This window comes from Psychrobacter sp. KFRI-CH2-11 (assembly GCF_038239325.1).
GTDB classification, from domain to species: domain Bacteria; phylum Pseudomonadota; class Gammaproteobacteria; order Pseudomonadales; family Moraxellaceae; genus Psychrobacter; species Psychrobacter celer.
This window is the reverse complement of record NZ_CP151283.1, coordinates 1,988,923-2,003,933: the sequence shown is the minus strand read 5'-3', so window position 1 is coordinate 2,003,933 and position 15,011 is coordinate 1,988,923. Positions and strand designations below refer to the sequence as shown.

Here is a 15,011-nt window from a genome sequence, read left to right as displayed (position 1 = left end):
CAGTCCTAGTCTGGGATTTACTCATGTCGCCAATATACCTTGACCACCACATCGCTACGCTCAAGCCCCAGCCTTTTTTGTAATAAAGGGCGGAGTGCCTTTGCGGTTTTTGCCTCTAGCGCGCCCCATACTTTGTCGATCTGCAATGGCTGCTTGGCTAAATAGTCCGCCAGTTGTCTGTCGATCTGCGGTGCGACGTTTTGCCCTACCGAGGCAGGATTCATTATCATAGGCAGTACGGTAAAGTGACGATCAATATGACGTCGGGCGCTGTTTTTGCTGCTGTCTTTGGCATCGATGCTCAGTGTGATGTCATCAAAATACTCTTGGTCAGCGGCATTTTGGGTGACACAAATGATCAGCGGCGGCGTTGGGTTGTCCCATAGCTCTAATAAACGTGCTGCTGTGGGCATGGAGGTCTCATCGACGATCAGTAGTGTCTGTCCTGTGTGTAAATGCGCCACTTTTTCAGGAAACTCTCGTTTGGTGACCACAGTGTCACCTGCCTGCAGTGCCATGGCCCAATTGCCGCCTGATGTATCGCCATGCAAAAAAACATCGACCCATGCTCGCACGCCATCAGCGCTCCGCCATGCTTTTCTTAAGGTGTAGTAGACCTGCGCTCGAGCGGGCTGCGCGGTGTTTTTGCTAGGCTGACTGCTGCTGGCTGTCATCGCGTTATGCGCCAAATCGAACAAATACGCGTAGCCTGCCTCGTTTGTAGGCACGGTATCTGGGCTAGAGCTGTCATGACGATGGTTTTGTGAGTCCATACTAAGATCAAGACGCAGCATGTTTTCACTGACTTTATAGCGGCGCTCTACGACAAAGACCTGCCGAGTCAGCTTGATGGTTTTTTTGCCCAGTTTTTTATCTGCTCGCTGCCGAAGCAAAATATACTGCTCTTGTAGCTCATCGACTTGCGTGAGAGGGGCGGCAAAACCAATAAAGAAAGACTGTGGTTGCCGGTGGCTGTCTTTGGAGTCGATAGGCCGCGTCGCCAAGGGTTTGGCTTGCAGGCAGATACCTTCTGCATAAATCGCAGTTAATTGCGCCTCTGTATGCTCAAGCTCAGCTGCCGATAATGGGCTAAATGCCCGCAAAAACCCAAGCAGCTCATCGATGTGTTCTTCATTGATGTGAGCGATGATGCCCGCTATCTCAGGGTCGTTTAGATCGGTATAGAGCTGGGCTTGATCGTCTAAGTCGGGGGTAGTTACAAAAGAGGAGGCGAGGGTCATAGGTATACTCACAAACAACAAACATTCAAAAAAGTATTTATATTAGAGTTAATGATAATTGTTTTTGTTATCATTTACGAGTCGAATTTACTAAATTTCTAAAAAGTAGACAGACTGGCAGGTAAAACGATTTATATCGTCTCTTATAACTGGGATAATGTGGTTATAGTCAAATCTAAATAAATCAGATACATGGCTATGTTTATTTTAGAAACCTCATCAGCTGAGGTATCTACTTTTACTGATATGTCGAATGAGAACCCATAAGTTATGAGCACTGATATTAAGACCCCTTTGACTTTTAGAAGATATCCATCGACGACCGCTTTGCAGTGTTTTGAGACGGCAGCTCGGCATTTGAGCTTTACCAACGCCGCGCAAGAGATGCACATGACGCAAAGCGCTATCAGTAAGCAAGTCGCGCAATTAGAGGAGATGCTGAACCTGTCGCTGTTTTATCGGACGCCGCACCGCATCTCCTTGACGCCCGCTGGCAAGACTTACTATTTAGAGGTGTTAGAGATTCTCAAACATATCGAGGCGGCGACCACCAGTCTGATGTCAAACAATGATAATTCAGAAGTGCTGAAAATCGTCTCGCATCCGACCTTTTGCTCGCGTTGGCTGATGCCTGCGCTCAACGGCTTTGGCAGGGCTCATCCGTTGATTAATCTAAATATTAAAGAGCTGGCGGGGCCGTTTTTTTCTGAAGATCAAAATGTCGATGTGGCGTTTTTGTATGGTGATGGGATTTGGGGAGGGATGGAGTCCATCAAGCTGTTTGATGAGTATAATGTGGCGGTTTGTCATCCGGATTATTTGGCTGGCAAAGCGCCTTGTACGAGCAACATCGCTCAGTGCACTTTACTACAGCTCAGCTCTCGCCCCAGCGCTTGGTATGAGTATTTTAGACAGCAGGATATTCGTATCGAGGGCACCTTTGTCGGTCCACGTTTTGATACTTTTCATACGACTATTTCGGCGGCATTACTCGGCTATGGTATCGCCTTGGTGCCACTGCGCCTAGTGGCACCAGAGCTGCAGTCAGGGGCCTTGGTGCGTGCATGGAATTATGCAGCAAAGGGTCGGGGTGCTTACTATATATCTTATCCATTATCTTTGGGTAATTCGCACAAAGTCAAAGTTATTGTAGAGTGGATCTCAACTTACCTGCAACACTCAAACGACCCTCAGCAGGACATAGAGTGTGCATGGTAAGCTAAAAAATAAATGCATGCTTTTGGGTGTCAGCTCATTATCAGTGCTTTGTTGATGAGGTTTGATAATCGATGGGCTAAGCAGGTGCTGCTACCAGCTTGCTACCTGCCTGACTACCGGCCGACTTATGGGCAGTTTTTTATGCCAATGACAAAAAGGAATGACGCCACAACTATTCTTCGTTTGCTGATGATAGGCGGGTTTGCTCAAATTATATCTATCTAGTCAAGGAAGATAAGAGACAGCCATGGAGCAGCAAAAGCACCTGAATAAAAAAGGATACATACTTGTGAACCATACCTTTATCAATAGCGATGATATTCGCCACGATTTCTCTATCGCCATGTCAGAGATGTACCAAAAAGAAGTGCCGTTATATGGTGACCTCATTGATTTGGTAAGCGACGTAAATACTGAAGTATTAAATAAGCAGCCTGAAATTAGGCAGCAACTTGAGCACACCGGAGAGATTGATAGGCTAGGTATGGAGCGCCATGGTGCGATTAGGTTGGGGACAGCTGCTGAGCTGAGTATGATGCGCAGGCTATTTGCGGTGATGGGTATGCATCCTGTTGGCTATTATGATTTGGCACCCGCTGGCGTGCCTGTGCATTCTACGGCTTTTCGAGCGATTGACACGCAGTCTTTAAATAAAAGTCCCTTTCGCGTTTTTACTTCTCTATTGCGCCTTGATTTAATCGATGATGAAGCATTAAAACAAGAAGCGATTGCTGCTTTGGATAAGCGCACTATCTTTACAGATAACGTTATTAATTTAATTAAGCGCTTTGAGGGGCGGGGCGGGTTGACGGCGGAAGACGCTAAGCAATTTATCAAAGAAGCGCTAGAAACCTTTCGCTGGCATGACAAAACACCCGTCTCAAAAGCGCTTTATCAGCAGCTATTAAGCCAACACGGACTTATTGCTGACGTCGTTGGTTTTAAGGGCCCGCATATCAATCATCTGACACCTCGAACCTTAGATATCGATGCGGTACAAGCTGGTATGCAGGCAAAAGGCATACCGCCAAAAGCCATTATAGAAGGGCCACCGAAGAGAGAGTGTCCTATTTTATTGCGTCAGACCAGTTTTAGAGCATTAGAAGAAGCGGTTAGCTTTAAAAATCCTAGAGGCGGCTATGAAACGGGGCATCATACTGCGCGTTTTGGTGAGATTGAGCAGCGCGGTGTGGCTTTAACGCCCAAGGGCAGAGCGCTGTACGACCAACTGCTTAGCCAAGCACGCCGCCAGTTAAGGGCGACGCCAAATGCCGATAACGCCTTGGAGTATTATCAGGTTTTAGAAAGTGCATTTGCAGCGTTCCCTGATGACTATCAAATGCTACACGATGAAGGGTTGGCGTATTTTTACTATCAAGCGGTCGATAGCGATACAGATAACGCGCAAACGCTAGATTCTATAGACGTAGAAAACATAGACGTAGAAAACGTAAATGACCCTTTATCAAAGCAAATGGTTACTGATTTGCTTGAGCAAGGAATGATTCGCCTAGAACCTATCGTTTATGAGGATTTTTTGCCCGTCAGTGCGGCGGGGATTTTTCAGTCCAATCTGCATGACGATAGCACAAACGACAATGAAAACGACGAAAACAGCGGCAAGCAAAGCAATGATAAAGGTTATACCAATAAAGAAGCGTTTGAGAATGCTTTGGGCGCTCAGGTTTACGATGAGCTTGCGCTTTATCAAACGCTGCAAGCGCAAAGTCTGAAAGCGTGTTTGGGACAAATAAATAGTAAGGTTTTAAAGCGCGTTATCTAAAACCGTGATAGATAATTGGAACTATTAATGAGCATTCCAAAAAGGAATGGCAGTACGAAATTAATTATTTTGCAACTTAGCTGGGTGCAAGTTAAGTTAATAAGTCTTCAAGGAAGTATAAATTAATAAAAGGGATGGACTATGATCAAGCAGTATATGGCCGCGATGGGCGTCAAAGAAGAACAATATCAAAATGGTGATTTTGACGTCAATAGCCCGATTGATGGCTCTGTGATTGGCAGCATAACCTTGGACAGCGTTGATGAGGTCAATACCAAGATTGCCAATGCCAAAAAAGCTTTTAAAGAGTGGCGCGTGGTGCCTGCGCCAAGACGCGGTGAGCTGGTGCGTCTGCTCGGTGAAGTGCTGCGCGAGCATAAAGAAGACTTGGGTATGCTGGTGTCATTTGAAGCCGGCAAGATTAAAGAGGAAGGCCTAGGCGAAGTGCAAGAAATGATCGATATTTGCGACTTCGCCGTTGGGGTGTCGCGTCAGCTTTATGGTTTGACGATTGCATCAGAGCGTCCGGGTCACCATATGCGCGAGACATGGCATCCGCTCGGGGTGATCGGTGTCATCTCCGCCTTTAACTTTCCCGTTGCGGTGTGGTCGTGGAATACTGCGCTTGCCATCGTCTGCGGAAATCCGGTGATTTGGAAGCCATCAGAAAAAACCCCGCTCGTTGCTTTGGCTTGTCAGGCAATGTTTGAAAAAGCTTTGGCCAAATTTGGTGATGCGCCAGAGCATCTATCACAAGTCTTACTCGGCAAGACGGATGTCGGTAACGCCTTGGTTGAGCATAAAGATATAGCTTTGGTGAGCGCTACCGGCAGTACGCGTATGGGCCGAGAAGTCGGGCCAAAAGTTGCTAACCGTTTTGGTAAATGCTTGCTTGAGCTTGGCGGTAACAACGCTATGATTTTGGCTCCGACTGCCGATTTAGATTTAGCGTTACGTGGTATTTTATTCTCCGCTGTTGGGACGGCAGGGCAGCGCTGTACGACACTACGCCGCCTATTTGTGCATGAGTCTATCAAAGACGATATCTTACCGCGCATCAAGTCCGCTTATGAAACCGTCAGCATCGGTCATCCACTAGAGGGCAATCTGGTTGGTCCGCTTATCGATGAAGACAGCTTTAACAATATGCAAGCAGCGTTGAAAAAGGCGCGAGAAGCAGGCGGCACGGTCACAGGCGGCGAGCGCGTCCTTGCAGACAAGTATCCTAACGCCTATTACGTAACACCTGCTATTGTCGAGTTTGATGAGCAAAACGATGTTGCTAGAAGCGAGACGTTTGCGCCGATTCTGTATGTCATGACTTACCAAGATTTTGATGAAGCGATCGAGATGCAAAACGATGTGCCTCAAGGTCTGTCATCATGCGTCTTTACCAATGATTTGCGTGAAGCGGAAACCTTCCTCAGCGATCGCGGCAGTGATTGCGGTATTGCCAATGTCAATATCGGTACCAGTGGCGCTGAGATCGGCGGCGCGTTTGGCGGTGAAAAAGAAACCGGCGGTGGCCGTGAATCTGGCTCTGATGCGTGGAAAGTCTATATGCGCCGCCAGACCAATACCATTAACTACTCAAAAGAGTTGCCACTTGCCCAAGGCATTAGCTTTGGTTGATAAAAAGGTGAGTACAGACTTTTGCTAATCTGATGTATTTATAAATAAACTGCCAAGCCTCATTTATAGAAGCTTGGCAGGCCAAAAATAATAAGCAATCACGGATAGGTTGCCACTCCCATCGACGACTACTAAGGAAGGTAGAACTATCATGATCGATGATAAATCGCACGACCCCGATGTAGATGGCTATGGCCCATCTTCTAGCTTTTTACTGGATATTGCCCCTCTGTTACTGACTGCTATCATTCTGATGATACAGTTCTTTGTATTTAAAGATTTCACCCCTCACATACCCTTAGCCTGCGGTATTTTAATCACCGGCTTTTTTATGAAGCTACGTGGCCGCAGTTGGCAAGGTATGGAAGAGCGGTTTTTAAAGGTCATAAAAATCGGCTTGCCAGCGATGATTATCCTGATGGGCGTCGGTATGCTCATCGGCGCATGGATTATCGCTGGGACGGTTCCGACCATTTTGTATTACGGTTTTAGTATCTTTTCCCCTTCCTCGTTTTTATTTTCTGTTTGTATCATTTGCGCCATTATCTCTGTCGCTACGGGCACCTCGTGGGGGACTGTGGGTACCGTGGGTCTTGCGATGATGGGTATCGGTTTGGGGCTTGGTATCCCAGCACACCTAACGGGCGGCGCGATCGTCTCGGGGGCTTTTTTTGGTGACAAAATGTCGCCGCTATCAGACACCACCAACCTAACGCCTGCTGCTGCTGGCGTCGATCTTTGGGATCACATCAAAGGCATGTTGCCGACGACCGTGCCTGCCATGATTACGGCGTTGGCGCTCTATGCTTGGATAGGCATGGGGTATGGTGATGACAGTATTGACCTGTCGTCTATCCGCGCATTACAAGACAACCTTGCGGCCAATTACAACTTAAGCATCGTCACTTTGCTACCAGCGTTAGTGGTCATTGTCGCCGCTGTGATGAAAATGCCTGCGATACCGACGGTGTTAAGCGGGGTGCTGGTAGGCTCTGTGATTGCTGTGTTTATGCAGGGTGTGGCGGTGAGTGAGGTGTTTGATGTGTTACAAAACGGCTTTGTCAGTGAGACAGGCTTTGAGGTGGTGGATCAACTGCTGTCAAAAGGTGGTGTCATGTCGATGACGTGGGTCATCAGCTTGACCATTTTTGCCTTGGGTTTTATCGGTGCGCTTGAGCACTACGGTACGCTTAGGGCCATCATGGCAAAGATTAATAACTTTGTAAAATCGCGTCTGGGTCTGGTGTTTACCACGTACGGCAGTGTGCTCAGTGTCGGGACACTCATCGGTGATGTTTATACCACTTGTGTTTTGCCAGGCCGTTTGTTGCAAGACAAATATAAAGAGATGGGCTATAAACGTACGACATTGACGCGCTCTATCGAAGACGCGGGGACGCTTTTGTCGCCTCTCATCCCATGGAACATGGGTGGTAGCTTTGTGGCAGCGACACTCGGTATCGCCACCTTGACCTATGCGCCTTTTGCCTTTGCCTGTTGGTTGTCGCCTTTATTTGGCCTGCTTTGGGCGTTCCTTGATAAGTTCATACCGCGTGAAGAGCCGGCCACAGCAAAGCTCGACACCAATGCTTCACTAAGTGAAGTATGCTAAAGGGAGTCTAGTATGTTGCAAGAGCAGTGTTTGTGGAACATAACGACGCCTACTATTGACGCATATAGCCAAATGAGTAGCGATACTCAAGCGGCTGTCTGCGTCATTGGCGGCGGCTATACTGGACTGTCTGCAGCGATTCATCTGGCTGAAAAAGGCATCAAAGTCGTCTTGCTTGAGAGTCAAAGTATCGGTAGTGGCGGCTCAGGGAAAAGCGTGGGTCTGGTCAATGCGGGTACGTGGGCGCGCCCTGATGACTTGAGCATTAGCCTAGGCGAGGCAGATGGTGAGCGCTTGACCGCAGCGCTTGGTCAAGCGCCGGGTTTGGTGTTTGACTTAATCAAACGCTATGATATCGACGCGCAAGCAACCCAAGCGGGCAACATTCATATGGCGCACAATGCCAAAGGCGAGATTGATGTCGATATCAGATACGAGCAGCTCAGTCGCCGCGGTGCTAATGTGGAGGTATTGACAGGCAGTAAGTGTCATGAATACTGCGGTACCACCAGTATCAATAAAGCCTTATTAGACCACCGCGCGGGTACTATCAATCCACTGGCTTATGTCCGAGGGCTTGCCAAAGTCGCTGCAAATCTTGGCGTGACGATCTATGAACACTCTGCTGTTGAATCACTAGAAAAAGTAGGCGGTCATTGGTACGCCAGAACGGCCAAAGCATGTGTCAAATCTGAGCGTGTGATTATAGCAACCAACGCTTATACCGAAGGCGAATGGACAGATATCGCCAAGACTTTTTATCTGGTTTATTACTATCAGATTGCATCCGAACCGCTGAGCGGTGCAGCGGCAGAGCGCATACTGCCCTACAAAACAGGTGCCTGGGACACACGTCTGGCGCTATCTAGCTTTCGCCGTGATAACGATGGTCGATTGCTATTAGGTACCGTCGGTGGCATGCAGATGAAGCCCAAATCCTTTTATCAATCGTGGGCCAATGCGGTGCAAAAAAGCTACTATCCAGATCTGCCCGCGTTTGACTGGCAGTATGAATGGTGCGGTAGCTTTGGCTTTACCCAAGATCATATCTTTCGCGTGATGGAGCCAGACGAAGGCTTGCTGACGGCGACGGCTTATAATGGTCGCGGCATTACCACTGGTACGCTTATGGGTAAATGCTTTGCAGACTATATCGTGACCGGAAAAAGAGACAGCATTCCTCTGCCTTTCAAGACTTTAGAGGAAGCAAAGGTGACTTTTGGCGGTATCAAGTCTGGGTTTACAGAGCTTGGCCTCACACTGTATCACGCTGGTCAATGTCTCAAGATCATCAGATAGTTTGGTTATTTGCATAGTGAGATTATTTACTTAGTTAAAATGATAAACCGTGATAAAAGCTATAAAAATGGTGGGTTGCTTATTAGCTTTTTTAATGTCACATTTAAGAATTGTTCATAATAAAATAACAAAACAGATTAAGGATAATTATGCAGATTTTAGACATTCATACCGTAAAAAAACAGCTAACCATGCCGATGGCCATCAGTGCTATCGAGGAGCTGCTGAAGAGACAAGGCGAGCATCCGAGCTGGATTAAAACACCTGAGCGCCTAGTCATTCCTACTTTTCAGGAGAGTGATGTAAACACCTCAGGCTCGCATTTGTCGATGCCGTCAGTGGTTTTTGATGGTGAAAACGAGTATGCAGTCGTCAAGCTGGTCACCATCTGTCCCGACAATCCTCAGCGCGATAAACCAACCACCATGGCCGCCATCACTGTCTCAAATAATGAGACAGGCGATATGCTGGCTTTTTTGGACGGAATATATATCACCCAAGTGCGTACCGCCGCGCTGTCGGGGATAGCGACTAAACATCTGGCAAATCCACACAGTCGAGTGGCAGCAGTGGTCGGTACCGGCGGGATGGCATATGAGCAGCTAAACGCTATTCTCACAGTACGTCCAGATATCACGCACGTAAAACTATGGAATAGAACGGCGCAGACGGCGCATCAGTTTCGAGACAGGTTTATACAAGATTATCCACAATGGCAAGTTGATGTTCAAGTTTGTGAGCATATTGAAGAGGCAATCAGAGACGCAGATATTATCAATCTGGCCACACGCGCGACGGCAGGACTGTTTGAAGCGGCGCAGATAAAGGCAAATGCTCATATCAATGCGGTGGGTGCTTATCAGGCCACGATGAAGGAAGTTAGCAACTCAGTGATAGAGGCCTGCGACTCTGTGATCATTGACGATGCTGAAGGCGGCTTACATGAAGCAGGGGATTTGATACAAGCGCATGAAGACAGTGATAGTGCTTGGACATGGGATAGGCTCACTGGCACATTAGGGGACTTGATCAATAAAAAAATCAGCCTCGATGTGAAGGAAGATAAAGGTATGACGCTGTTTAAATCAGTGGGCGCAGCCAGCTTTGATGCAGCCGTCGCTTTACAGGTAGCAAAAAAAGCCAAAGCAAAAAACTTGGGTCAATGTGTCACGCTATAAGGGCTGAGTATTTATCCTTATAGAGTCAAATTCAACTTAAATTTGTAACAGCAGACATTGCTGAATAAATGGTTTAGATTATTCTCACCCCAGCCCTGCCTGAACGTTTTTACTTCAGCCCACTTCTTCTCAATAGGGTTTAGATCAGAGCTGTAAGGCGGTAACCAGAGTATGCGATGACCATGTCGGTTTAGTAGCTTTTTAATGCATTTGTTCTTATGAAGTCTGATAAATCGAGCACAGCTCTGGTCTTGAGCTCGGGCAAAGCGTTGCTTTATCCTCGCTCATGACCATGACACATTTGCGACCTAGCCTTGTATGCTTGAACCAGTCGTAAACCACTTGCCAGTTGATATTATGAGCAAACGTGTCCACGGCAAATAGACTTTTGTGATATAGCGCCCCAATGACGTTAGGGCGTGTCCCTAATCTGGAAAAGCAAGTATAAAGCCTTTAAAATAAAGAGACTATTTACCACATGGCTCTCTAAATTATGGCAAGAACAGTGCTCAATGATAATACATGGGAACAACTCCAAAGTACCATGAAAGCTCATGGCTGTCATACTTGGAAAAACGACAGACAAGTTATGGAAGCCATATTGTGGAAACTTCGTACAGGAGCCCCATGGCGTGATATACCGAGTGAGCTATGTCCATGGAAAACCGCCTATAATCGATTTAACAGGTTGTCAAAAAAAGGCTTATGGGAGCAATTTTTTTTGACCTACGAGCAAGTATTGATGAAGAATGGGTATTCGCAGACGGAAGCTACATCCGCTGTCATCAGCATTCAAGCGGCGCCAGACGAGGAGAGCTTCGAGCCACTGGAAAATCTCGAGGTGGAACAACCACCAAGATACATCTCGCCGTCGACTCGCATGGAAACCCGATTGATTTTAAAATCACTGGGGGTGACGTCCACGACAGCCAAGCGGTAGATGACATCATAGAGATGTTAACGGATGCGACCTACTTCATTGCTGATAAAGCTTATGATTCTGAAACCATTAGAAACAGGCTAAAGCAAGACAACATAAGCCCTGTCATCCCTAAAAGAAGAAATGCTAAACAACCAGATGTAGCGTTTGATCATTATTTATATAAGCTACGACACTTAGTTGAAAACACGTTTGCAAGGCTAAAGCAGTTCCGTAGTATTGCGACTCGATACGAGAAATTGGCTCGTAATTATAAGTCTATGCTGTATCTAGCTTGTACTATGATTCATTGCAAACTGAATTAGGGACACGCCCTAGTTCTTTTTATTTTTTTGATAGTGTTTGAGCTTAATGGTGTACTCTAATCGCTTAAGCCAACTTTATTTTAGGTGTTTAAGACTTTTTTTTGCGGGTATAGCCCAGCCGCTTCATGGCAGCTTCTACACCAGATTTACTACAGCCCAAACGAGCAGCTCTTTCATAGTAGTAAGCGTCAGGATAGTCAGTAATGTCTTGTTTTAGGGCATCATTAGATATTTTGCGCGGTGCTCTGACGATGGGCTTGATACTGATGTCTTTTTTCCAGTTAATAATAGTGGTGGGACTCATATCATAAAGCTTTGCTGCGGTGCGCACGCTCATGCCTTGTTCAAGAGATTGTAGTACCTTTTTACGAAGGATAATGGGGTATGTCATGGCAATTAGCGAGCTAGAATTTAGAATTATCGTAACACTTCTTGGTAGGGTTTGCTATAGCAGCTTTTAGAAGGTTTTCAGATTTTATCCCAAAACTTTAGTCAGTTTGTTAGGAAAGGCTCCATCTCATCCTATTAAGTAACATAAAGCGTTTGTTTATGCTATTGAAATAATAATCAATATGAAAATATCGGTTTTTACCTATGATGAATATTGCTTATATATTTTGCAGTGATAAACTCGTACCTTCTCCACACAAGTTCACAATTAAGATATCTATACTTGTATGACTGTCAATAATCGTTTGCCATATGAGAATAAGATACTCTATATACATTCAATATCATGACGTCAGAATATTCATGCAGGGTCTCTATGAAATTTACCAATACAACCATCCATCCTGCACTCGCCTTTGAAGGATCAGACCAACTAAAGCAAAAGTTCTACGTTGTCGTCATGCGTCAGACACATACTTGGAATGAGCAAGGATTGCTGGTGTTAGCTGATGAACAAGATCCGCCATGTATGAAGGATCAGCTCATTGATCCTGATGACTTAATGAGCGGCGCTACTGAGGAGTCAGACTTAGCTCGATACAAGCCAAAGTGCGACGTTATCATTAATGGTCATGCTTATCCTCCTAAACACAGACAAAATCAGGATAGTTTTACTGCCAGTATCAAGCTACAAACGCCTGATTATGTCACCTTAGCTCAGCCTGTTGCTGCTAGTAAATACGCCTTTGTCGCGCAAAGCATCAAAAACAAGGCTCAAGACCATTATAAAGCTGGTCAAGTCCTTATCGATAAAACCCTCACTATCCTAAGTCCTAGATATCTGCTCAATGATAGCATTACAGGCAACGCACACTATAAGATGCATATCGATCCTATGCCAAGCAAAGTCAGCCTCGATCCTAGCAGCAGCTTTGGCGGCTATAGTCTAATAGAAGAGGGTCATAGCGCCCTTAAATACATCAATAAAGATGAGCTGATACCAGAACAGGAGCATGACAGCATAAAACTCAATCCTTATCACGGCACTATCGCTTATTTACAAGCAGATGGCTTCAACCCAGCAGGTACAGGATACAGCGCTCCTATCTATCATAAATACATGCAACCGCCACGTATTAAACTCTCACAAATCCATTATCCTGATTTGCTTATTAGCGAAAGCATTGTCAATCAAGTGGCAAGGGGTAAGCTTGATTATGATCGCTACAATAGACTGGTTGCAGGCTTTGGGGTACGTGCAAAGAGTCATCCAGAACGGGTAAAACTGGTAGGAGAAGTCGATAAAGACTTTGCCAATAGTGAAGACATCTACCCACAAGGCTTTGACTTTGCCTATTGGAATAGTGCCTATCTTAATCAGCAGACTGAGTTTCTCACGGGTAATGAATGGCTAACTCTCACCAATCTATGTGCGCCTGATGCGATAGCTGCTACTATTAATAATAAAGGCGATACGGTACTAAGACTTTACTTACCAGAAACCATCGCCTACTTGGCACTAACCTCCAAAGACCCACAAATGATAGCGACAGAGCTACCGATGCGTTTAGATACGGTCATTGTGTCCCCTGATAGGCAAAAGGTGAATCTAGTGTGGCGTGGTTTGGTGATTGAAGACTATCAGCCAGATGAAATAACCTTAAAGGTAATGAGTAGGGATGAGCAAACTAAGTTAAATGAGCAGTACTATACTCAGACGAGCCAAATCGTTAGACCTTTAGCCTAAATTTAGTTTATGTACTCAAAGTGAACTGCTGACACTGTTTTATTGAATAAATAGAGACAAATCTATGAGTTATATCAAATCATGCTTATTATCGCTCGCTGTCTCTTTTGGTGGCTGTGTGGACGTCGATAGACCGATCATTGATATTGAACAAGACATCGTCATCGGCGACTTGGGCGGCGTGCCCGTTGAGATGCCAAGAGATTCGGTACGCTTGGTCGAGTACAATGGTGATCCTGGCTGGGGTGAAGTAAGAGCAGGCGCAATACCTGAGCGTACCTATGCGTCGAAGATCAGCAGCTTTGGCTTTGATGTGCGTTATACCGATGGGGCGCTATACGATGGCATCGTCGGTAAGTGGTCTGATGAGTATGAGGCTCAAAAGAATCTATCGGACAGTCCTTGGGTATCGGTAGGGGTGAACTCGGGTAATCGTTATCATGGCAGGGGTGCTGTCCATCGTATTGGTGATGGTAGGATAAATGCAATGCCAGATGAACATCCTGTATTTACTTATGCAAAGCTACCTGAATCTCAATTTGGCTTAGAAGTCTATGCACCGCCTGGGATAGACCCTAAAACCAATACCCCATGGCGTGAAGATAGAGACGCGGAAGATGTTTTTATACAGCGTGATGATAATGGGACTATTGCCACTTATATAAAATGTAGCAACAGAGATGTTGAGCGACCTCCTTGTACCCATTACTTTGATCTAGAGCCTGAGATGGGGCTGTATGTTAGGGTGAGCTATTCGCGTTATGTGCTAAAAGACTGGCAGCGCATAGAGCAGGTGGTTAGAGAAGCGCTATTGGGCTTTAGAAAATAACAATACAGAATAATGCTAAAAAATCGGTAAACCACTATGAGAAATATAAACCTATGCTTACTAGCTGCTGCGATAGTATTTAGTGGCTGTAGTGATGCTTCAACGGCTATCAATAAGGTTAAACAAGGAAATAGTATGCAAGAAGATGCTACACAAAAAGATATGGTCATCGGCGACTTAGGCGGCGTGCCTGTTGAAATGCCAAGAGATTCAGTACGTTTGGTTGAGTATAACGGCGATCCTGACTGGGGTGAGGACTTTAAAGACGGCATACCTGAGCGTACCTATGAGTCAAAGATCAGCAGCTTTGGCTTTGATGTGCGTTATACCGATGGGGCGCTATACGATGGTATCGTCGGTAAGTGGTCTGATGAATACGAGGCGCAAAAGAATCTATCAGACAGTCCTTGGGTGTCGGTAGGCGTGAACTCAGGTAGTCGCTATCTTGACACAAACGGAATTGATAGGATAGCTAATGGTAGGATAAATGCAAGACCAGATAGACATCCTGTATTTACTTATGCAAAGCTACCTGAAACTCAATTTGGACTAGAAGTCTATGCACCACCTGGGATAGATCCTAAAACCAACACCCCATGGCGTGAGGCTAGATCTGCTAAAGATGTCTTTATACAGCGTGATGATAATGGGACTATTGCCACTTATATAAAATGTAGCAATAGAGATGTCGAGCGTCCTCCCTGTAGTCAATACTTTGACTTAGAGCCAGATATGAAGCTTGATGTTTACGTCAGTTACTCGCGCTATGTGCTACAAGACTGGCAACAGATAGAGCAAGTCGTGAGAAAAGCGCTATTGGATTTTCGGAAATAATTC

Annotated in this window: 13 protein-coding genes; 10 read left to right on the top strand and 3 right to left on the bottom strand. The window is 45.9% G+C overall.

Annotated features, from left to right (window positions below):
- Nucleotides 1–17: 17 nt before the first annotated feature.
- Nucleotides 18–1,241 (bottom strand): SIP domain-containing protein, encoded by a 1,224-nt coding sequence (locus AADH33_RS08215; protein ID WP_348548574.1) that lies wholly within the window; start codon nt 1,239–1,241, stop codon nt 18–20.
- A 270-nt stretch (nt 1,242–1,511) separates the two neighbouring features.
- Here AADH33_RS08215 and AADH33_RS08210 point away from each other — a divergent pair, with 270 nt between their 5' ends.
- From AADH33_RS08210 to AADH33_RS08185, 6 genes are all read left to right on the top strand, one after another.
- The gene (locus AADH33_RS08210) at nt 1,512–2,459 is read left to right on the top strand and encodes a LysR substrate-binding domain-containing protein (RefSeq protein WP_348548573.1); all 948 of its coding nucleotides are present in this window, start codon (nt 1,512–1,514) and stop codon (nt 2,457–2,459) included.
- 247 nt (nt 2,460–2,706) lie between these two features.
- Entirely contained in the window at nt 2,707–4,242 is a 1,536-nt protein-coding gene (locus tag AADH33_RS08205; RefSeq protein WP_348548572.1) for a 2-oxoadipate dioxygenase/decarboxylase HglS, read from the top strand.
- A gap of 141 nt (nt 4,243–4,383) precedes the next feature.
- Nucleotides 4,384–5,874, top strand: a complete 1,491-nt coding sequence (locus AADH33_RS08200; protein ID WP_348548571.1) for an L-piperidine-6-carboxylate dehydrogenase — start codon at nt 4,384–4,386, stop codon at nt 5,872–5,874.
- A gap of 151 nt (nt 5,875–6,025) precedes the next feature.
- Nucleotides 6,026–7,486, top strand: coding sequence for a Na+/H+ antiporter NhaC (gene nhaC, locus AADH33_RS08195; RefSeq protein WP_348548570.1), 1,461 nt, complete (start codon nt 6,026–6,028; stop codon nt 7,484–7,486).
- A gap of 12 nt (nt 7,487–7,498) precedes the next feature.
- Nucleotides 7,499–8,785: an L-pipecolate oxidase gene (locus AADH33_RS08190; protein ID WP_348548569.1), complete on the top strand. Its 1,287-nt coding sequence runs from the start codon at nt 7,499–7,501 to the stop codon at nt 8,783–8,785.
- 149 nt (nt 8,786–8,934) lie between these two features.
- Nucleotides 8,935–9,963 carry an ornithine cyclodeaminase family protein gene (locus AADH33_RS08185; protein ID WP_348548568.1) on the top strand — a complete coding sequence of 343 codons (1,029 nt, stop codon included), beginning with the start codon at nt 8,935–8,937 and terminating at the stop codon, nt 9,961–9,963.
- A gap of 17 nt (nt 9,964–9,980) precedes the next feature.
- Here the strand turns inward: AADH33_RS08185 and AADH33_RS13195 are convergent, their stop codons facing one another.
- On the bottom strand, nt 9,981–10,136 hold the full coding sequence (locus AADH33_RS13195; RefSeq protein WP_350339870.1) for a hypothetical protein: 156 nt from the start codon (nt 10,134–10,136) through the stop codon (nt 9,981–9,983).
- A gap of 320 nt (nt 10,137–10,456) precedes the next feature.
- Here AADH33_RS13195 and AADH33_RS08180 point away from each other — a divergent pair.
- Nucleotides 10,457–11,208, top strand: a protein-coding gene (locus AADH33_RS08180) for an IS5 family transposase (protein WP_198411581.1) whose coding sequence is annotated in 2 segments (ribosomal slippage) — nt 10,457–10,685 and nt 10,685–11,208 — 753 coding nt in all. Because the reading frame shifts where the segments join, the coding sequence is not laid out codon by codon here.
- Between the two features lie 88 nt (nt 11,209–11,296).
- Here the strand turns inward: AADH33_RS08180 and AADH33_RS08175 are convergent.
- Nucleotides 11,297–11,599 (bottom strand): IS630 transposase-related protein, encoded by a 303-nt coding sequence (locus AADH33_RS08175; RefSeq protein WP_348548567.1) that lies wholly within the window; start codon nt 11,597–11,599, stop codon nt 11,297–11,299.
- Nucleotides 11,600–11,974: 375 nt separating this feature from the next.
- Between AADH33_RS08175 and AADH33_RS08170 the strand changes: the two genes are divergently transcribed.
- The 3 genes from AADH33_RS08170 (at nt 11,975) to AADH33_RS08160 (ending at nt 15,008) form a co-directional block, all read left to right on the top strand.
- A complete protein-coding gene (locus tag AADH33_RS08170; protein WP_348548566.1) occupies nt 11,975–13,345 on the top strand; it encodes a DUF2169 domain-containing protein in 1,371 nt (456 codons plus the stop codon).
- A gap of 64 nt (nt 13,346–13,409) precedes the next feature.
- Complete coding sequence (locus AADH33_RS08165; protein WP_348548565.1) at nt 13,410–14,174, top strand: hypothetical protein; 765 nt, start codon at nt 13,410–13,412, stop codon at nt 14,172–14,174.
- Between the two features lie 135 nt (nt 14,175–14,309).
- Nucleotides 14,310–15,008, top strand: coding sequence for a hypothetical protein (locus tag AADH33_RS08160; protein ID WP_348548564.1), 699 nt, complete (start codon nt 14,310–14,312; stop codon nt 15,006–15,008).
- Nucleotides 15,009–15,011 lie beyond the last annotated feature (3 nt).

Coding starts and splice junctions, on each gene's coding strand:
- AADH33_RS08215 (WP_348548574.1), bottom strand. CDS start 1,241: ATGACCCTCGCCTCCTCTTTTGTAACTACCCCCGACTTAGACGATCAA.
- AADH33_RS08210 (WP_348548573.1), top strand. CDS start 1,512: ATGAGCACTGATATTAAGACCCCTTTGACTTTTAGAAGATATCCATCG.
- AADH33_RS08205 (WP_348548572.1), top strand. CDS start 2,707: ATGGAGCAGCAAAAGCACCTGAATAAAAAAGGATACATACTTGTGAAC.
- AADH33_RS08200 (WP_348548571.1), top strand. CDS start 4,384: ATGATCAAGCAGTATATGGCCGCGATGGGCGTCAAAGAAGAACAATAT.
- nhaC (WP_348548570.1), top strand. CDS start 6,026: ATGATCGATGATAAATCGCACGACCCCGATGTAGATGGCTATGGCCCA.
- AADH33_RS08190 (WP_348548569.1), top strand. CDS start 7,499: ATGTTGCAAGAGCAGTGTTTGTGGAACATAACGACGCCTACTATTGAC.
- AADH33_RS08185 (WP_348548568.1), top strand. CDS start 8,935: ATGCAGATTTTAGACATTCATACCGTAAAAAAACAGCTAACCATGCCG.
- AADH33_RS08175 (WP_348548567.1), bottom strand. CDS start 11,599: ATGACATACCCCATTATCCTTCGTAAAAAGGTACTACAATCTCTTGAA.
- AADH33_RS08170 (WP_348548566.1), top strand. CDS start 11,975: ATGAAATTTACCAATACAACCATCCATCCTGCACTCGCCTTTGAAGGA.
- AADH33_RS08165 (WP_348548565.1), top strand. CDS start 13,410: ATGAGTTATATCAAATCATGCTTATTATCGCTCGCTGTCTCTTTTGGT.
- AADH33_RS08160 (WP_348548564.1), top strand. CDS start 14,310: ATGCAAGAAGATGCTACACAAAAAGATATGGTCATCGGCGACTTAGGC.